The organism is Streptosporangium sp. NPDC053982 (assembly GCF_055585205.1).
Map to the genome: position 1 here is coordinate 234,944 of NZ_JBVJKQ010000007.1, position 14,697 is coordinate 249,640.

General features: G+C 73.6%; 11 protein-coding genes. 6 read left to right on the top strand and 5 right to left on the bottom strand.

All coding sequences use genetic code 11. The annotated features are described in order from the left end of the window. Positions 1-9: 9 nt before the first annotated feature. The gene (locus ACZ6W9_RS14655) at positions 10-726 is read left to right on the top strand and encodes a DUF47 domain-containing protein (RefSeq protein WP_389963209.1); all 717 of its coding nucleotides are present in this window, start codon (positions 10-12) and stop codon (positions 724-726) included. A gap of 26 nt (positions 727-752) precedes the next feature. Then, the gene (locus tag ACZ6W9_RS14660; RefSeq protein WP_470118098.1) at positions 753-1,775 is read left to right on the top strand and encodes a phage baseplate protein; all 1,023 of its coding nucleotides are present in this window, start codon (positions 753-755) and stop codon (positions 1,773-1,775) included. A gap of 88 nt (positions 1,776-1,863) precedes the next feature. On the opposite strand, the gene ACZ6W9_RS14665 is transcribed toward ACZ6W9_RS14660, so the two are convergent. After that, positions 1,864-3,222, bottom strand: a complete 1,359-nt coding sequence (locus tag ACZ6W9_RS14665) for a S8 family serine peptidase (protein WP_389963215.1) — start codon at positions 3,220-3,222, stop codon at positions 1,864-1,866. A gap of 171 nt (positions 3,223-3,393) precedes the next feature. On the opposite strand from ACZ6W9_RS14665, the gene ACZ6W9_RS14670 reads away from it, so the two are divergent. Next, complete coding sequence (locus tag ACZ6W9_RS14670) at positions 3,394-5,439, top strand: spermine/spermidine synthase domain-containing protein (protein ID WP_470118100.1); 2,046 nt, start codon at positions 3,394-3,396, stop codon at positions 5,437-5,439. Between the two features lie 191 nt (positions 5,440-5,630). On the opposite strand, the gene ACZ6W9_RS14675 is transcribed toward ACZ6W9_RS14670, so the two are convergent. Both ACZ6W9_RS14675 and ACZ6W9_RS14680 read right to left on the bottom strand, forming a co-directional pair. Continuing rightward, the gene (locus tag ACZ6W9_RS14675) at positions 5,631-7,151 is read right to left on the bottom strand and encodes an LCP family protein (RefSeq protein WP_389963221.1); all 1,521 of its coding nucleotides are present in this window, start codon (positions 7,149-7,151) and stop codon (positions 5,631-5,633) included. An 822-nt stretch (positions 7,152-7,973) separates the two neighbouring features. Then, positions 7,974-9,089 carry a neutral zinc metallopeptidase gene (locus tag ACZ6W9_RS14680; RefSeq protein WP_470118102.1) on the bottom strand — a complete coding sequence of 372 codons (1,116 nt, stop codon included), beginning with the start codon at positions 9,087-9,089 and terminating at the stop codon, positions 7,974-7,976. A gap of 794 nt (positions 9,090-9,883) precedes the next feature. Between ACZ6W9_RS14680 and ACZ6W9_RS14685 the strand changes: the two genes are divergently transcribed. Both ACZ6W9_RS14685 and folP read left to right on the top strand, forming a co-directional pair. Next, positions 9,884-10,753 carry a LysR family transcriptional regulator gene (locus tag ACZ6W9_RS14685; protein WP_389963227.1) on the top strand — a complete coding sequence of 290 codons (870 nt, stop codon included), beginning with the start codon at positions 9,884-9,886 and terminating at the stop codon, positions 10,751-10,753. A gap of 125 nt (positions 10,754-10,878) precedes the next feature. After that, entirely contained in the window at positions 10,879-11,724 is an 846-nt protein-coding gene (folP, locus tag ACZ6W9_RS14690) for a dihydropteroate synthase (protein WP_362944995.1), read from the top strand. 154 nt (positions 11,725-11,878) lie between these two features. Here the strand turns inward: folP and ACZ6W9_RS14695 are convergent, their stop codons facing one another. Beyond that, positions 11,879-13,318, bottom strand: coding sequence for a pyridoxal phosphate-dependent decarboxylase family protein (locus tag ACZ6W9_RS14695; RefSeq protein WP_389963230.1), 1,440 nt, complete (start codon positions 13,316-13,318; stop codon positions 11,879-11,881). A gap of 212 nt (positions 13,319-13,530) precedes the next feature. Next, entirely contained in the window at positions 13,531-14,100 is a 570-nt protein-coding gene (locus tag ACZ6W9_RS14700) for a TetR/AcrR family transcriptional regulator (protein WP_389963234.1), read from the bottom strand. A gap of 103 nt (positions 14,101-14,203) precedes the next feature. Between ACZ6W9_RS14700 and ACZ6W9_RS14705 the strand changes: the two genes are divergently transcribed. Continuing rightward, positions 14,204-14,689 (top strand): nuclear transport factor 2 family protein, encoded by a 486-nt coding sequence (locus ACZ6W9_RS14705; RefSeq protein ID WP_389963237.1) that lies wholly within the window; start codon positions 14,204-14,206, stop codon positions 14,687-14,689. The last annotated feature ends 8 nt before the right edge of the window (positions 14,690-14,697 follow it).

Consider the following 14,697-nt stretch of genomic DNA (forward strand, 5'->3'; position numbering starts at 1 on the left):
CCCGGCCGGATGCGCCGCGTCCTGCGCGACCTGTCCGGTCGCACCGACCGGACGCTCGCCGACCTCGTGGTCGCCCAGTTGCAGGCCGCCGCCCGCGGGGTGGCGCTCGCCCGCGCCGCCGCCGGAGGCGAGCTGCGCCCGGGTGAGGCACGCCGCCGCATGGCCCTCGTCGAGCACGAGGGCGACGCCGGGCGGGCCAGGCTCGTCACCCGGCTGCGCCGCAGCGTCACCTCCCCCGTCGACCGCGAGGACCTGTTCCGGCTGTCCCGCAGCGTCGACGACGTCCTCGACGCCCTGCGCGACTTCGTCCGGGAGGCCGACCTCTACGAGGCCCCGCCCGACCCGCTGCACGAGCCCGTGCTGGCGGCCCTCGCCGACGGCGTCGACCGGCTCACCGCCGCGGTGGGGCTCCTCGCCGACCGGCCGCGCGCCGCGGCCGACGCGGCACTGCGCGCGAAGAAGGTCGGCGTCCGCCCCGCCTACCAGCGGGCCGTCGCGACCCTGCTCGTCCGTCCCGAGCCCGCCCGGCCCGCCCGGTCCGTCCAGCCCTCTCAGAGCACCGAGCCCGTCCAGACCGCCCAGTCCCTCCAGCCCACTCAAAACGTACAGCCCGTACAGACCGCCCTGATCTCCCTGCTCCTGCTCAACCGGCTCGACACCGCGGGGGCGCACCTCGCCGCCGCGGCCGACGCCCTCGCCGACGGAGTCGTCAAACGATTCCAGTGACGAAGTGACGAAAGGAATCACCCCCCATGCAGACCCGACGTTCCTTCCTGACCACCGGCGCCGCGGTGGGCGCCGCCCTCCTCGGAACCGGCGCCGCCGCGGCGGCCACCGCCACCGCCACCGCCACCGCGCCGCGTTCCGCCCCGGCCGCCCTGCCGCCGAGCCCCCGCTTCGACTGCGCCGCGCCGGGGGAGAGGCTGCTCGGTCCCGTGCCCCTGCACGACGCGACCGTCATGCAGTCGTTCGCCTTCGACGACGTCAACGGACACCTCTACGTCGTGCAGCTCGTCCAGGGCGGCCGACGGCTGCCCGGCGAGGCCGAACCGGTCAGCGGCTCCGCCCGTGCCCTGAACGGCGACCTGTGCCTCACCCGCCTCGACCGCGCCGGCCGCGAGACCGGCCACATGTACCTGCTCGGCTTCGGGCACGGCGTGCAGATCGGCGTGGAACCCGTCGGGGGCGGCGCCTTCCTGTGGACCGAGACCGACGCGGTCAGCGACGACGGGGTCAGCGGCTGGGGGTCCCGGCTCTGCCGGTTCCGGTTCGCCGACGGGGCGGTGCTCACCCGGGACTCGCCCGAGCTCGCGCGGCACGTCCCCGTGCCCGGGGCGGACCGCACGACCTGCGGGACCGACCCCGTCCACCGCCGTCTCGTCGTGCGGCACCGCCTCGACGGCACGTTCCGCTACGCGCTGTACGACCTGGCGGACGTCCGGCGCCACCGCTACGAACCGCTCGCCGTGGCCGCCCAGCCGGCCCTCGGCTTCTCCTTCCAGGGGTTCGCCACCTACGGCTCATACCTGTACCTGCTGGAGGGCACCTCCGGCGGCGCGCCGGGCAACACCCATCTGACGTGCGTCGACTGGCGGACCGGGAACGTCGTCGAGCGGCGGTTCGTCATCGACGGCGCCGACGTCGACTTCCGCGAGCCGGAGGGCATGGCGATCCACGTCCCCGGCCCGGGGGACGTCCGGCTGTGCTTCGGCTTCGCCTCGGGCGTGACGGGCGGGCGCCTGGCCAACGTGTACGGCAAGCGCACGCTCGTCTGAGCCCTGGAGCCGTCCCCGGCCGTGCGCACGGCTCACGCCATGAACGGCTCACGCCATGCGCGCGGTCCTCACGCCATGCGCGCGGTCCTCACGCCACGCGCGCGGCCCTGCGCCGCAGCGAGGCGGCCACTCCCGCGGTGTCGATGACGCCGTAGCCGTAGTCGAAGTCGAACCCGACGTCGCTGCGGTCGTCCGCGGTACGGCGCAGCAGGGTGCGCAGCTGCGCCGGGGCGAGCCGGGAGGCCGGCCACACCGTGCGCACGGCCGCGACCACCCCGGCGGCGACCGGGCAGGCGGCCGAGGTGCCGGAGTCGGGTTCGCGGTCGCCGAAGGCCCCGGAGCCGGAGAAGTGGGTGTAGGAGCAGATGTCGGGCTTGCGGGAGGCGAGCCGGCCGGGGCCCTGGGAGGAGTAGCCGACCCGTTCCCCGGCGGTGTCCACCCCGCCGATGGACAGCACACCCGGGTGGGAGTTGGCGCCCGTGATCGGCCGGTCCGGGTAGGCGCACCGGCTGTCGCGGCACTCGCGCCCGCAGTTGCCCGCGGCGAACAGCACGTCGGCCCCGGCCTGCTCCAGGCTGGAGACGATGAGGTTGAAGGGGTGGGCGGGGTTGTCGGAGTAGTTGCCGGGGTGGCCGACGGGGAAGTCCCAGCGCGGTGAGAACGACCCCCAGCTGTTGGTGATCACCAGGGCCCGCGACTCGGCGGGCTGCGCCGCAAGGACGGTGCGCAGGTGGGCGAAGGCGGCCACCGCGTCCGACAGCATGCCGTCCATGGCCGAGCCGCCCGGCCTTCGCGACAGCAGCACGGGCAGGTCGAGCAGGGTGGCGCGCGGCGCGGCGATCAGCGCGTCGAACGCGCACATCGAGCCGTGGTCGACGGGGAACCCTCCCGGCGTGCCGTCCACCCCGTCGGGGTTCCAGCTCCGCGCGGCGTCCAGGGTGAGGTCGCGGCCGAGGCGGCGGGTGACGTGGGCGGTGTTGACGCCGGTGTCCAGTACGGCGAGGGCGACGCCGGAGCCGTCCATGCCCTCGGCGCCCAGCCCGGCGACGTCCAGCAACCGCTCCACGTCGTGCCAGTCGCCCACCGGGCCGTCGCCGCCGCAGGTGGGGTTGGGCTCGATGACGGGGTCGGCGAAGACCGCCACGACGTCGCGGTGCAGCGCGGGCAGCAGCGTCATGCGGGTGGACAGCTCGTCGTCGGAGATCTCGCCGCGGACCATCACGGTGGCGTCCTCGGCGGCGAGCGAGAAGGTCAGCGCCTGGTTCAGCGACAGCGGGTCGCCGCCGGTCGCCGGAACGGGGCGCGGGACGGCGACCGGGGTGAAGGAGTGGTCCAGCGCGACGCCGGGCAGGCCGTCGGCGACGTCGGCCGTGGTCGCGGTCGCGCCGGGGTCGGCCACGGCCGCGACGACGTCGGGGGAGGGGCGGAGCTGGATGAGGACGCGCATGACGCACCACCGGGGAGCCGAAGGAATGGGCCATCCCACATTCCTCCATTTCCGCCGGGCGCGTCCAGCCTTTCATAACAACCCCGACCGGCATCTTCTCCCGTTTACACCGGCAAATCGCCGGAGCAGTTTTCCTTCCGCGGGAGCACGGCGGTCACTAGGTTGTCCGGCATGACCACAGCGGCGGAGACCACGCCATCACCGCATTCCGACGCCTTTCCCCGGCACTGGCTCGCCACCCGGCCCAGGCTGGTCGCGGCCAGCGCGTTCATGCTTTTCCTGGAGCTGGCGCTGATCCGGTGGACCGGCTCGAATATCGTGCATTTGAGTTATTTCACGAATTTTGTCCTTCTGGGGTCCTTCCTTGGAATCGGGCTGGGTTTCCTGCGGGTGGGGCGCACGACCCGCCCGCCGTACTACTCGGCGATCGCGCTGGCCGTACTGGTGCTGGTGATCCTGCGGTTCCCGGTCACGGTGGACCGCGACACCGAGGGCGTCCTGTACTGGACCAGCCTGAACACCACCGGCCCGCCCCCGTGGCTGATCCTGCCGCTGATCTTCGTCGCGGCCGCGGTCGTGCTGATGGGCCCGGCCGAGCTGGTCGGCCGCTGCTTCCCCGAACTGGACCGGCTGGAGGCGTACCGCTACGACCTGGTCGGCAGCCTCACCGGCATCGCCCTGTTCACCGCGCTGTCGTTCCTCGGCGCCCCGCCGGTGGTGTGGGGGGTGATCGCCGCGGCCGCCTACGTCGCGTTGCTGTGGCCGCGCGGGCTCGGCGGCAGGGTCGCGGTGCTCGTGCCGTCGCTGGTCGTCGTCGGCGCGCTCGCCGTCGAGACGCTCACCGCCGGGGCGCTGTGGTCGCCGTACTACAAGGTGACCTACGACCGCTTCCGGTGGCAGGGCGTCCCCGTGATGGACATCCAGGTCAACGGCATCCCGCACCAGCAGGCCATCCCGGCGCGCGAGCGGCTGTCGTGGGAGCGGCAGTACGCCCTGCCGTACGAGAGGTCGGCCGCCCACCGGCTCGACGACGTGCTGATCGTCGGCGCGGGCAGCGGCACCGACGTGGCGATCGCGCTGGCCAAGGGCGCGAAACACGTGGACGCCGTGGAGATCGACCCCAAACTCCGCGAGCTCGGCGCGACCTACCACCCCGACCGGCCCTACGCCGACCCCCGGGTCACCACCGTCATCACCGACGGCCGCGCCCACCTGGAGCGCACCGGGAAGAAGTACGACCTGATCCTGTTCGCCCTGCCCGACTCGCTGACCCTGGTCTCCGGCGCCAGCTCGCTGCGGCTGGAGAGCTACCTGTTCACCCGGCAGGCCATGGAGGCCGCCAGGGACCATCTCAAGCCCGGCGGCACCTTCTCGATGTACAACTACTACCGCGAGGGCTGGCTGGTCGACCGGCTCGCCGCCACCGCGCAGGCCGCCTTCGGCCATGAGCCCTGCGTGGACGTGGTCAGCCAGGCCGGGCAGCAGGCCGTGATCACCGCCGGGCTCACCGCCGCCGACCAGGCCTGCGGCGCCCGGTGGACGGGCGCCGCCGCCGGGACCCCGCCGCCGAGCGACGACGACCGGCCCTTCCTGTACCTCAAGGACCGCACGATCCCGCAGATCTACGTCGTCACCCTGCTCCTGATCCTGCTCGTGAGCCTGCTCGCCGTCCGGGCGGTCGCCGGGCCGTACCGCAGGATGCGCCCGTACGCCGACCTGTTCCTGCTGGGCGTGGCGTTCATGCTGCTGGAGACCAAGAGCGTCACCGGGTTCGCGCTGCTGTTCGGCACGACCTGGGTGGTCAACGCGGTGGTGTTCGCCGGGGTGCTGGTCGCGGTGCTCGCCGCCGTGGAGGTGACGCGCCGCTTCCCGGTCCCGCCGCTGCCCGTCATGTACGGCGTTCTCCTCGCCGGGCTGGTCCTGGCCTGGCTGGTGCCCGACTTCTGGCTGCTGGGACTGCCGCTGCCGCTGCGGGCGGTGACCGCCGTGATCGTGGCGTTCCTGCCGATCTTCGCGGCCAACGTGGTCTTCGCCAAGCGGTTCGCCGGCTCGCACGACGGCACGACCGCCTTCGGCGCGAACCTGCTGGGCGCGATGGCCGGCGGCTGCCTGGAATACCTGGCGCTGGTCGTCGGCTACCGGGGCCTGCTGATCGTGGCGGGGCTGCTCTACCTCGGCGCCTTCGCGCTGCTGCCCCGGCGGGCGGCGGCGGCCTGACCGGCCGCCGGTCCTTCCCATCGTCCCGCGCGCCGCGGTCGTACGGCGATGCGTGCGAGGGGCGTACGGCGGTCGTACGGCGGTGCGGTGGCGTGCGGCCGGTGGGGACCGGGTGGGAAAGGCCGTGGCCCGGCCCCCGGGAGGGGGCCGGGCCACGGGACAGGACCGGCGGCGGCGGGTTCCGCCGGGCGTCAGAGCCCGCAGGTCTCCGACAGGGACTGCGCCGAGGCGCTGCCGTTCCGGGTGGGGGTCTGGCTCGGCCTGGCACCCACCCCCGACCTGGACGGCGTGGGCGTGGGCGTGGTGCCGCTCACCCCGGGCTCCGGGGTGGTCCCGCCCACTCCGGCCGAGGACGTCCCGTCGGCCGGAGAGGCGGTGGCGCCCGCGGCCTGGGCGCCGCGGGCGGGCCGGACCGACTGGCGCAGCGCCCGCGCGGTCGCGGTGCGGATCTTCGCCCAGTCGGGCGCGCCGCTGTAGAACTCCGGCGGCACGAACTGGAGACTGGTGATCTTCGCGCCCTTCACCTTCAGGGCCAGTTCGGTCAGCGGGTCGAGCAGCTCGCGGGGGATGTTCGTGGTGGCGAGCTTCTTGGCGGCCTGTGCGATCTTGATGAAGTTGGTCAGCACGACCTGCGGCGTGGCCTGCTGGGCGAAGGCGCCGATGACGCACCGCTGCCGGCTCATCCGGGAGAAGTCGTCGCTGTCCACCCGGGAGCGCCCGTACCAGAGGGCCTCCTCGCCGGAGAGCGTCCGGTGACCCGCCTTGATCGTGCCGGCCGTGCCGAAGTGGCCGCCCCAGCGGATGTCGTGGTCCACCCGGATCTTCAGGCCGCCGATGGCGTCCACGAGGTGGGCGAAGCCGTACATGTTGATCAGGGCGTAGTAGTCGATCTTCAGGTTGAGCGTGTAGCCGATGGTCTCCATCAGGGCCTTGGGGCCGCGCTGCCCGTCCTTGCCGTGCACGAGGTCGGGGTTGTCCTCGGCGTACTGCCAGATCTCGTTGAGCAGGCCGCCGTTGGGCAGCTCGGCCATGTAGCCGTTGGGGAACCGCTTGGCCAGCGGGGTGCCGGGCCGGAAGCGGACGTGCTGCAGGTTGCGCGGGAGGCTGAACAGCACCGTGTTGCCGCTCGCGACGTCGATGCTGGCCACGGTCATGCTGTCGGTCCGTACGCCGGTGCGGTTGCCCGCGGCGTCACCGCCGACGAGCAGGAAGTTCACCCGGGAGTGGCCGGCCCAGGGATCCTCCTCCTTGATCGGCGCGGCCGTCGGGTTCGCCGTCTCCTGGCTCTGGAAGATGGCGTTGGCCGTGTCCTTGACGGCCAGCACGCTGCTCGCGGCGTATCCGAACGGCGCCATCACCGACACGCACAGCACCCCGGCCGCGACGCCGGAGACGATCTGGTCCCGGCCCTTCAGCCGGTTCGGGCCGAGGGTGATGTAGGAGAAGAGCACCAGCAGGAACCAGGCGAGCGCGCCCACCCCGGTCAGGGCCACCAGACCCGCCAGCGTGCTGTCCCGGGTGAAGAAACCGACGTTGTTCGACAGGGTGAGCCCGGTGACCAGCGCCGCCACCAGCAGCGCGGCGAAGACGCCGAGCAGGATGTACCCGATGCGGCGCCGTCCGGAGCGCAGGTGCGCCGCGCCCGGGAGGATCGCCGACAGCGCGGTCCAGCCGACGATCGAGGCGGCCGTCAGCGGCCTGGCGAACCGCATCCGTTTCCCGGGGGCCGCCTTCCCGGAGCCGGCCGTCCCGGGGGTCCGCTTCCCGGAGGCTCCGCCGGGGGCCTCGGGGGCGGCCGGGCCCGAGCCGGACGCGGGAGAGGGCCCTGAGCCGGACGAGGGGGAGGATCCCGATCCGGGCGCGGAGGAGGGACCTCCCGCCGAGGCCGTCACCGCGGGCTGCCCCGCGGCCGGTCCGGCGGGGGCGGCCTGCGGCGAGGGCGTTCCGGCGACGAGCTTGTCCTGGGGGCCGGGCGGCTGCCCCGGGACGCCCGGTGCTCCGGAGCCTCCCGGGCCGCCGTTCAGCGGGCCCGGCGGGACCGCTCCGCCCTGCGGGGCCGTGCCGTTCCGGACCTTCCGGAAGGCCCGGGTCTTCTCCGGATCGGCGGGGCCGTCCGGAGGCGCGGCCGGCGTGCCGTGCGGGCCGGAGCCCGGTGCTCCGTGCGCGGCCGATGCTCCGTGCGCGGCCGATGCTCCGTGCGCGGCCGATGCTCCGTGCGCGGCCGATGCTCCGTGCGCGCCCGGCGCGCCGGAGGGATCGTGCGGGCCTGGGGATGTTCCGGGGGTTTCTGCGGGTGTTCCGGGGGCCGCGTCACGCTGCCGGGTGCGTCGTTGCCCGCCCTCGGCTGCGCCGTCCCCCGAGTCCTGCCCAAGGTGCATCGTCACACCGCTTCCTATGGTTCATCCCGGCCCGTCTGGCAAAACAGCCAAGATTCCCTGCTTACACGAAATTTGCCAGGATTCTAGCTCCCATACCGGTACATGACAGACACATGATCAAGTAGCGGTTAACGGAGGCCGAAGGCATGGCGACGGTCAGGACGTCGTGGACGCCGGAGCCAGCCAGGTGTTGCACTGGAAGGTCTTGTTCTTCTCGTAGCCCTGGCGGAACCAGCGGTTGTTGTTGGCGGGGGAGCCGTGGTCGCGGGGGGCGCCCGCCCAGTCGCCCACGCGGGAGTAGAAGTAGTAGAGGGTGTTGCGCCGGGCGGGGGTGACCGGATAGGTCGCCGAGACAGAGCGCATGAACATCGCGCCGAAGCAGGTGGCCTGCAGCTCGAACCTGCGGCTCAGAGCCAGCCTGCCGCTCCTGCTGCTGGAACGCAGGCTCTGCTGCCACCAGGTGTTCGACAGGCCCGAGAGCTGCTGGACGTGGTGGCCGTACTCGTGGGCCATCATGCTGACGATCCCGCCGTGCCAGTTCGTGAGCTGGCCGTACCCCAGGGAACGGCCCGAGCCCCGCACCATGGCGGAGGTCGAGGCGTAGATCGTCTCGTTGCGGGGGCAGTAGTACGGCACGATGCTGCCGGCCGAGGGGAAGTCCCCGCACGCGCCGCGCCCCCTGGTGGAGGTGAGGGCGTAACCCGGCCTCCGCCATTCGATGCCCTGCTGCCGCAGGATCTGCGACCAGCCCTTGTCCAGACACCGGGACGTCTTCATGATCACTGACTTGAGCTGGGCGTTGTCATAGAGGTTCGCCGACCCGGCGGGGCAGGAGACCCGGGGCAGGCCCCCGGCGCGGTAGAGGGTGTTGTTCTTGAGACTGGTGTTCAGCACCCTCCGGGGCTGGGCGTCCGTCGTGTCCGTCGTGTTCTCGGAGGCCTGGGAGTCGCCGGAGGTGTCGGCGGCGCCCGTGCTGCCCGTGGTGGGCTCGGGTGAGTCCGTCTCCGTGGGCGTCGGGTCGGCAGGCTCGCTCGTCCGCGCCTCGTACGGGGTGAAGGTGGGGAGGGCGACCGGCGAGATCGGGTCGGAGCGGTGGCCGCCACGGATGACCGCGCCGACCACGATGAGCCCGACGAACGCGACCGCGATCGCCCCGAAGAGCCCGCCGATGACCGCGCCGGCGTTGGAACGGCGGCGCGGCGGCTGCCACTGGGGGTAGGGCGAGGGGCCCTGGAGGGGGGCGGGCGGCGGCATGGGCGGCGCGGGCGGCATGCCGTACGGCGGCGGCCCCTGCGGCTGTCCCTGTGGCGGTCCCTGCGGTGGAACCGGTTGCGGGAACGGCTGAGGGGACGACTGCGGGGCGGCCGGAGGGTACGACTGCGGAGCCGTCGGGAGGAACGACTGCGGCGGAGGCCCCTGGACCGGCCGGGGCGGGTACCCCGGCGCCGGAGGCGTCCGCGGAGGACGTCCCTGCGCCGGGTGTCCATGTGCCGGATGTCCCTGCGGCGGCCGGCCCTGAGGAGGGTGGGTCGTACCCGGGTGCCCCGGACCCGAGCGCCCCGTTCCCGGGTGCTCCGGCGACGGGAAGTGCCCCGGGGCGGTCGGCCGCGGGGGGAACGGCTGGGGCGGGCGCCCCTGCTGCGGCGGGGAAACGGGCACATCCGGACCCCCGTACGGATGGCCGTAACCCCCGGGTCCGGCCTGCCCCGGCGGAGGCCCCGGAGGCGGTCCCTGCGGTGGAGGGCCCTGGGGCGGGTACCCCGGCGGCGGGGCCTGGGGCGACCCCGGGGGAGGGGTGGAGGCCCAGGCCTGCGGTGGCGGGTGCGGATGTCCCTGTGGCTGAGGCGGCGGCGGAGGGAATTGCCCGTTGCCTGTCACGCTGTCTCCCCGTAAACCATCTGTCCCCTGTGACCCGTAGATCGGGATCATTCTGGAATTTGGGGCGTAAGCATACTGATTTATCATCCGTCACGGATGTAGCCGCAATCAATTACATTCCGGAATCATCCGAGGTGATCTCAGTGATGTACCGGACTGAGCGGGTTCGCGTGTCCTAGCTTCAAGGCATGAATCTGCAGCAGCTCCGCTACGTGGTCGCGACAGCGGAGCATCGCACCATGACCGACGCGGCCAAGTCGCTGTACATCGCGCAGCCCGCCCTGTCGCGGGCGATCAGGGATCTGGAACGAGAACTCGGAATGACGTTGTTCGCCCGCTCGGGGCGGGGCGTGGTCGTCACGGCGCAGGGCCGCCGGGTGGTCAAGCTCGCCCGGGAGGCACTCGACGCCGTCCGCGAGATCGAGGAGTTGTCCGCCCATGGCCAAACGTCCGACACCGAACTGCGCATCGCCTCCACCCCCAGCCTGGAGCCGGGGCTGGCCGGCCGCCTCCTGCCCGCCTACACCGCCGAGCGTCCCGGGGTACGGGTGCACATCGTCCGCTGCGACGGGCGCGACGGCGTGGTCAACGCCGTCCGGGACCAGCGGGCCGACCTCGGCCTGACCGACCTGCCCGTCCCCGCCGACCTGGTCAGCCACCCGCTGGAGCGCCAGGAGATCGTGCTGATCTCCCCGCCCGGCGTCGAGCTGCCCGACCCGGTGCCGATGAACCGGCTCAACGGCATGCGGCTGGTCCTGCCGGTGCCCGGCAGCGCCCGGCGCAGGGAGTTCGACGCGCTCTTCGCCAAGTACGGCGTCGCCCCCGTGCCCGCCGTACAGCTCGACGAGCGCGGCAACTGGCTGAACACGGTCCGCTCAGGCGCGGCCTCGCTGCTGTGGTACCGGGGGATGGCCGACCAGGCCCTCCGGGCCGGGCTGCGGGTCCGCTCCCTCGACCCCTCGGTCCGCCGGGTGATCGCCCTCATCCACGCGCGACGGCGGCTGCCCGCCCTCGCCCAGGAGTTCCTGTCGGTGGCCGAAGGTGGGTCGGCCGCCTGACGAAGACCCCGGTGACCGGATGTGGGCCGGTCTCCTGACGAAGAGGTCTTCCGTACGACATCCCCCAGAGGCGGCGCAGGTGGGAGCGCCGGCCTCTCCGGCTCCGGGCGATAGGCTCGGCCCCGATGAACACCCTGCGCCTGCGCGGCCGTGAGTTCCGGCCCGGCGAATTCGCGATCATGGCGGTGGTCAACCGCACCCCCGACTCGTTCTTCGACAGGGGCAGAACGTACGGCTTCGCGGCGGCCCTGGACGCGGTGGACGCCGCCGTCGCCGGCGGCGCCGACATCGTGGACATCGGCGGGGTCAAGGCGGGTCCCGGGGACGAGGTGGACCCGGCCGAGGAGATCCGCCGGGTGGCCGGTCTGGTCGCCGCGGTCCGCGAGCGCCACCCCGATCTGATCATCAGCGTCGACACCTGGCGCGCCGAGGTCGGCGCGGTCGTCGCACGCGCGGGCGCCGACCTGCTCAACGACACCTGGGGCGGGGTGGACCCCGACCTCGCCGGCGTCGCCGCCGAACACGGCATCGGGCTGGTCTGCGCCCACGCCGGGCGCGCCGTCCCCCGTACCCGCCCGCACCGCGTCGCCTACGACGACGTGGTCGCCGACGTCATCGGCTACACCGTCGGCCTCGCCGAGCGCGCGGTCGCCGCCGGGGTCGCCAGGGAGTCGATCCTCATCGACCCGGCCCATGACTTCGGCAAGAACACCTGGCACTCCCTGGAGGTCGGCCGCCGCCTGCACGAGATGGTCGCCACCGGCTGGCCGGTGCTGGTCGCCGTCTCCAACAAGGACTTCGTCGGCGAGACCCTCGGCGGCCTGCCGGTCGAGCGGCGCCACGCCGGCACCCTCGCCACCCTCGCCGTCTCCGCCTGGCAGGGCGCGCGGGTCTTCCGGGTCCACGACGCGGCCTCCGCCCGCGCAGCCCTGTCCGCCGTCACCGCCCTGCGGGAACGGACCGGCGCCTGAGACCCACGCCGTACGGCCCGCACCGCACGGCCCACGCCGTACGGCCCGCACCGCACGGCCCACGCCGTACGGCCCGCACCGCACGGCCCGCGCTACGGTCTGCGCTGTACGGCCCGCGCGCCCGTCGGGAGCGGAGACGTACGGCGGACCGTCGTCAGGAGTAGAGGACCGACAGGAACCGGACGAGCACCGCCTCGCGCCGGTCGGCGGGCAGGGCGTCCAGCACGGCGTTGACCACCGCCATCTCCGGGCGGCCCGACCCGCCGCGGAGGTCCGCCCCGACGGCGGCGGCCAGCTCGGCGAAGGCCGCGTCGTCCAGCGCGTCCAGGTCGAGCCCGGCCACCAGCTCCACCAGGCCCTCCGGCAGTTCTACGGGCCCGCGCCGCCGCGCCGCCGCCGCGCACTCGGAGATCACCTCCAGCATCGCGTCCACCCCGCGCAGGGTCACCCCGGTGACCGTGACGTGCAGGTTGGCCGGGATGCCCGCGTAGGACAGCTGCGGCTGCAGGAACCAGCCGCGCTTCCTCGCCTCGTCGGCCAGCACGAACACGTCCGGGCCGTCCGGGGCGTCCGGGTCCTCGGGGCCGAAGGCGACCAGGGCCGAGTCCGGGTCGCCGAGCACCCGCAGGCCGTCGATCGCCGCGACGCCCTCGCGCAGCCTGCGGGCCGCCGCCAGCGTCGCCCGGCCCAGCTCCAGGTAGCCGTCCCGGCCGAGGGCCTGCAGGGTGGCCCAGGCCCCGCCCAGCGGGCCGGCGGACTTCGAGCTCTGCACGGTCGCGTTGATGATCGTGTAACCGGGCCAGGACGCCGACGCGAAGTACGCCGCGCGCCGCAGCGCCGGGTCGGCGAACAGCACCACCGAGGCGCCCTTGGGGGCGTAACCGAACTTGTGCAGGTCGCAGGAGAGCGAGGTGACCCCCGGCACCGACATGTCGAACGGCGGGACGTGCGCCCCGGCCTCGCGCAGCCACGGCAGCAGCCACCCGCCGACGCAGGCGTCCACGTGGCAGAGCACGCCGCGCGCGGCGGCCGTCGCGGCGATCTCGGCGACCGGGTCCACCACGCCCTGCGGGTAGGACGGCGCCGAGGCGACCACCAGCACCGTGTCGGGGGTGATCGCCGCCTCCACCGCCGCCGGGGAAGCCCGGAACGTCACCGGGTCCACCGGCACGGCGTCCACCGCCACCCCGAGGTAGTGCGCGGCCTTGTGGAACGCCGGGTGCGCGGTGACCGGCACCGCCATCCGCGGCCGGCCCGCGACCGGCCGGGAGTCGCGCGCCGCCTTCACCGCCAGCATGATCGACTCGGTGCCGCCGCTGGTGAAGACGCCGTGACCGCCGCCGAGCAGGCCGGCCACCGCGCCGACCACCTGCCGCTCCATCTCCACCACGCTCGGGAACGCCGTCGGGTCGAGGGTGTTGACCTCCAGCATCTCGAAGTAGGCGCGGGCCGCGGCCTCGTGCACCTCCGGCCGGCCGGTGTCGTAGACGTAGGCGGTCACCCGGCCCCCGCGCACCGGCAGGTCGTCCTCCCTGAGCCGGCCGATCTCGGCGAGCACGTCCTCGATGTCACGGCCTTTTTCCGGCAGGCTCACGCGGGTCTCCTTCGGGTCGGCGCGGGGGGCGAAAGGTGGGGTACGGCGCGCACCCCCGACTCTACGGTCCGGGTCACCACGGGGAGGAGCCCCGGAACGCCCCGGGGGAGGACCAGGAGCGGCACGGGGTGCGGCGGAGAGGTTCCCGGGAGCCGGTCGGGCCCGGGCCGCCCGATCGCGGCGGGGTTCCTCCCGGTCCCGCGTACGGCGGGTCAGGCGGGAGCGGGCGCCGGCCGGCCGGGCCCCGCCAGGCCGGCGAGCACGACGTCGACGGCGCGGTCCAGGGTGTCGGGCGGGGTCCGCGTCGTCGCCGATGCCTGGGCCAGGCCACGGATGAGCAGGTAGACCTCCTCGACCGTGACCGAGGGCCGCACGGCCCCGGCGTCCTGCCCCCGGCGCAGGATCTCGCCGACCACGGACTTCAACCGGTCCGACGCGGCGACGGCGCCGGCGGGGAACTCGTCGCGGTCGGCCACCAGGGAGACGAGGGTGAGTTTGGTGGCACCAGTCTTGATCATCGTCCGTATGAGGACGCGCCATGCCACGGCCGGGTCGGCGTCGGCGATGAGCGCGTGGGCCTGGCCGGTGAGCAGCTCGAAATGCCGCAGCAGCGCCGCCTCTACCAGCTCCTCCTTGGTCGGGAAGTGGCGGAAGACCGTGGCGATGCTGACGGCGGCTCGCCGGGCCACCTCCTCGGTCGATCCGGCGGCGCCGTGTTCCCCGAACACCGCCTCCGCCGCGGCCAGGATCCGTTCCCGGTTCTCCCGTGCGTCCTGCCGCATCCGGCCTCCTCGTGATCGCTGATCTCATTTCGGGGCTTTAACCGTAGTCTGGACTACGGTACGTTTTCCGAAGTCCAGACTACGGTTACCTCCGGAGGATCCCATGCCGCAGCCGTGCACACCGACAGAGGTCGTCCAGGCCGTCGCCGCGGGAGTCAGCCGCCTGATCGCCGGCGGGCTCACCGAGCGCGAGCGGGAGGCCGAGCTCGACCATCTGGCCGGCCTGTACGCCGAGCGGACCGACGTCCGGCACCCGTTCGCGCCGCTGGGCGACACGCCGCTGCGCACCCGCGCCGAACTGCGCCGGCACTTCGCCGAGGGGCCGGCCCAGGCACGGCGGCCCGACCGGTTCGAGCCCGTGGGCCATGTCCACGAGACGGCCGACCCCGAGGTGGTCGTCTTCGAGTTCAGCTACGTCGGCTCGATGGCCGGTCGTCTTTTCGAGCTGCCATGCGTCTTCGTGTCACGGGTGCGCGACGGCGTCATCGTCGAGTCCCGCGACTACGGTGACCATCTGGGCCTGGCGCGGGTCTTCGGCGGGCTCGACGGTCTGGTCACCGCGCTGGCCGCGGACTCCCGTCCCGAGTGAGCCTTCCG

Bases quoted from the DNA above. Each gene is read 5' to 3' on its own strand.
- ACZ6W9_RS14670 (WP_470118100.1), top strand. From the start codon at position 3,394: ATGACCACAGCGGCGGAGACCACGCCATCACCGCATTCCGACGCCTTT.
- ACZ6W9_RS14675 (WP_389963221.1), bottom strand. From the start codon at position 7,151: ATGCGGTTCGCCAGGCCGCTGACGGCCGCCTCGATCGTCGGCTGGACC.
- ACZ6W9_RS14700 (WP_389963234.1), bottom strand. From the start codon at position 14,100: ATGCGGCAGGACGCACGGGAGAACCGGGAACGGATCCTGGCCGCGGCG.
- ACZ6W9_RS14680 (WP_470118102.1), bottom strand. From the start codon at position 9,089: ATGCCGCCCGCGCCGCCCATGCCGCCGCCCGCCCCCCTCCAGGGCCCC.
- ACZ6W9_RS14665 (WP_389963215.1), bottom strand. From the start codon at position 3,222: ATGCGCGTCCTCATCCAGCTCCGCCCCTCCCCCGACGTCGTCGCGGCC.
- ACZ6W9_RS14655 (WP_389963209.1), top strand. From the start codon at position 10: ATGCGCCGCGTCCTGCGCGACCTGTCCGGTCGCACCGACCGGACGCTC.
- ACZ6W9_RS14685 (WP_389963227.1), top strand. From the start codon at position 9,884: ATGAATCTGCAGCAGCTCCGCTACGTGGTCGCGACAGCGGAGCATCGC.
- ACZ6W9_RS14705 (WP_389963237.1), top strand. From the start codon at position 14,204: ATGCCGCAGCCGTGCACACCGACAGAGGTCGTCCAGGCCGTCGCCGCG.
- ACZ6W9_RS14660 (WP_470118098.1), top strand. From the start codon at position 753: ATGCAGACCCGACGTTCCTTCCTGACCACCGGCGCCGCGGTGGGCGCC.
- folP (WP_362944995.1), top strand. From the start codon at position 10,879: ATGAACACCCTGCGCCTGCGCGGCCGTGAGTTCCGGCCCGGCGAATTC.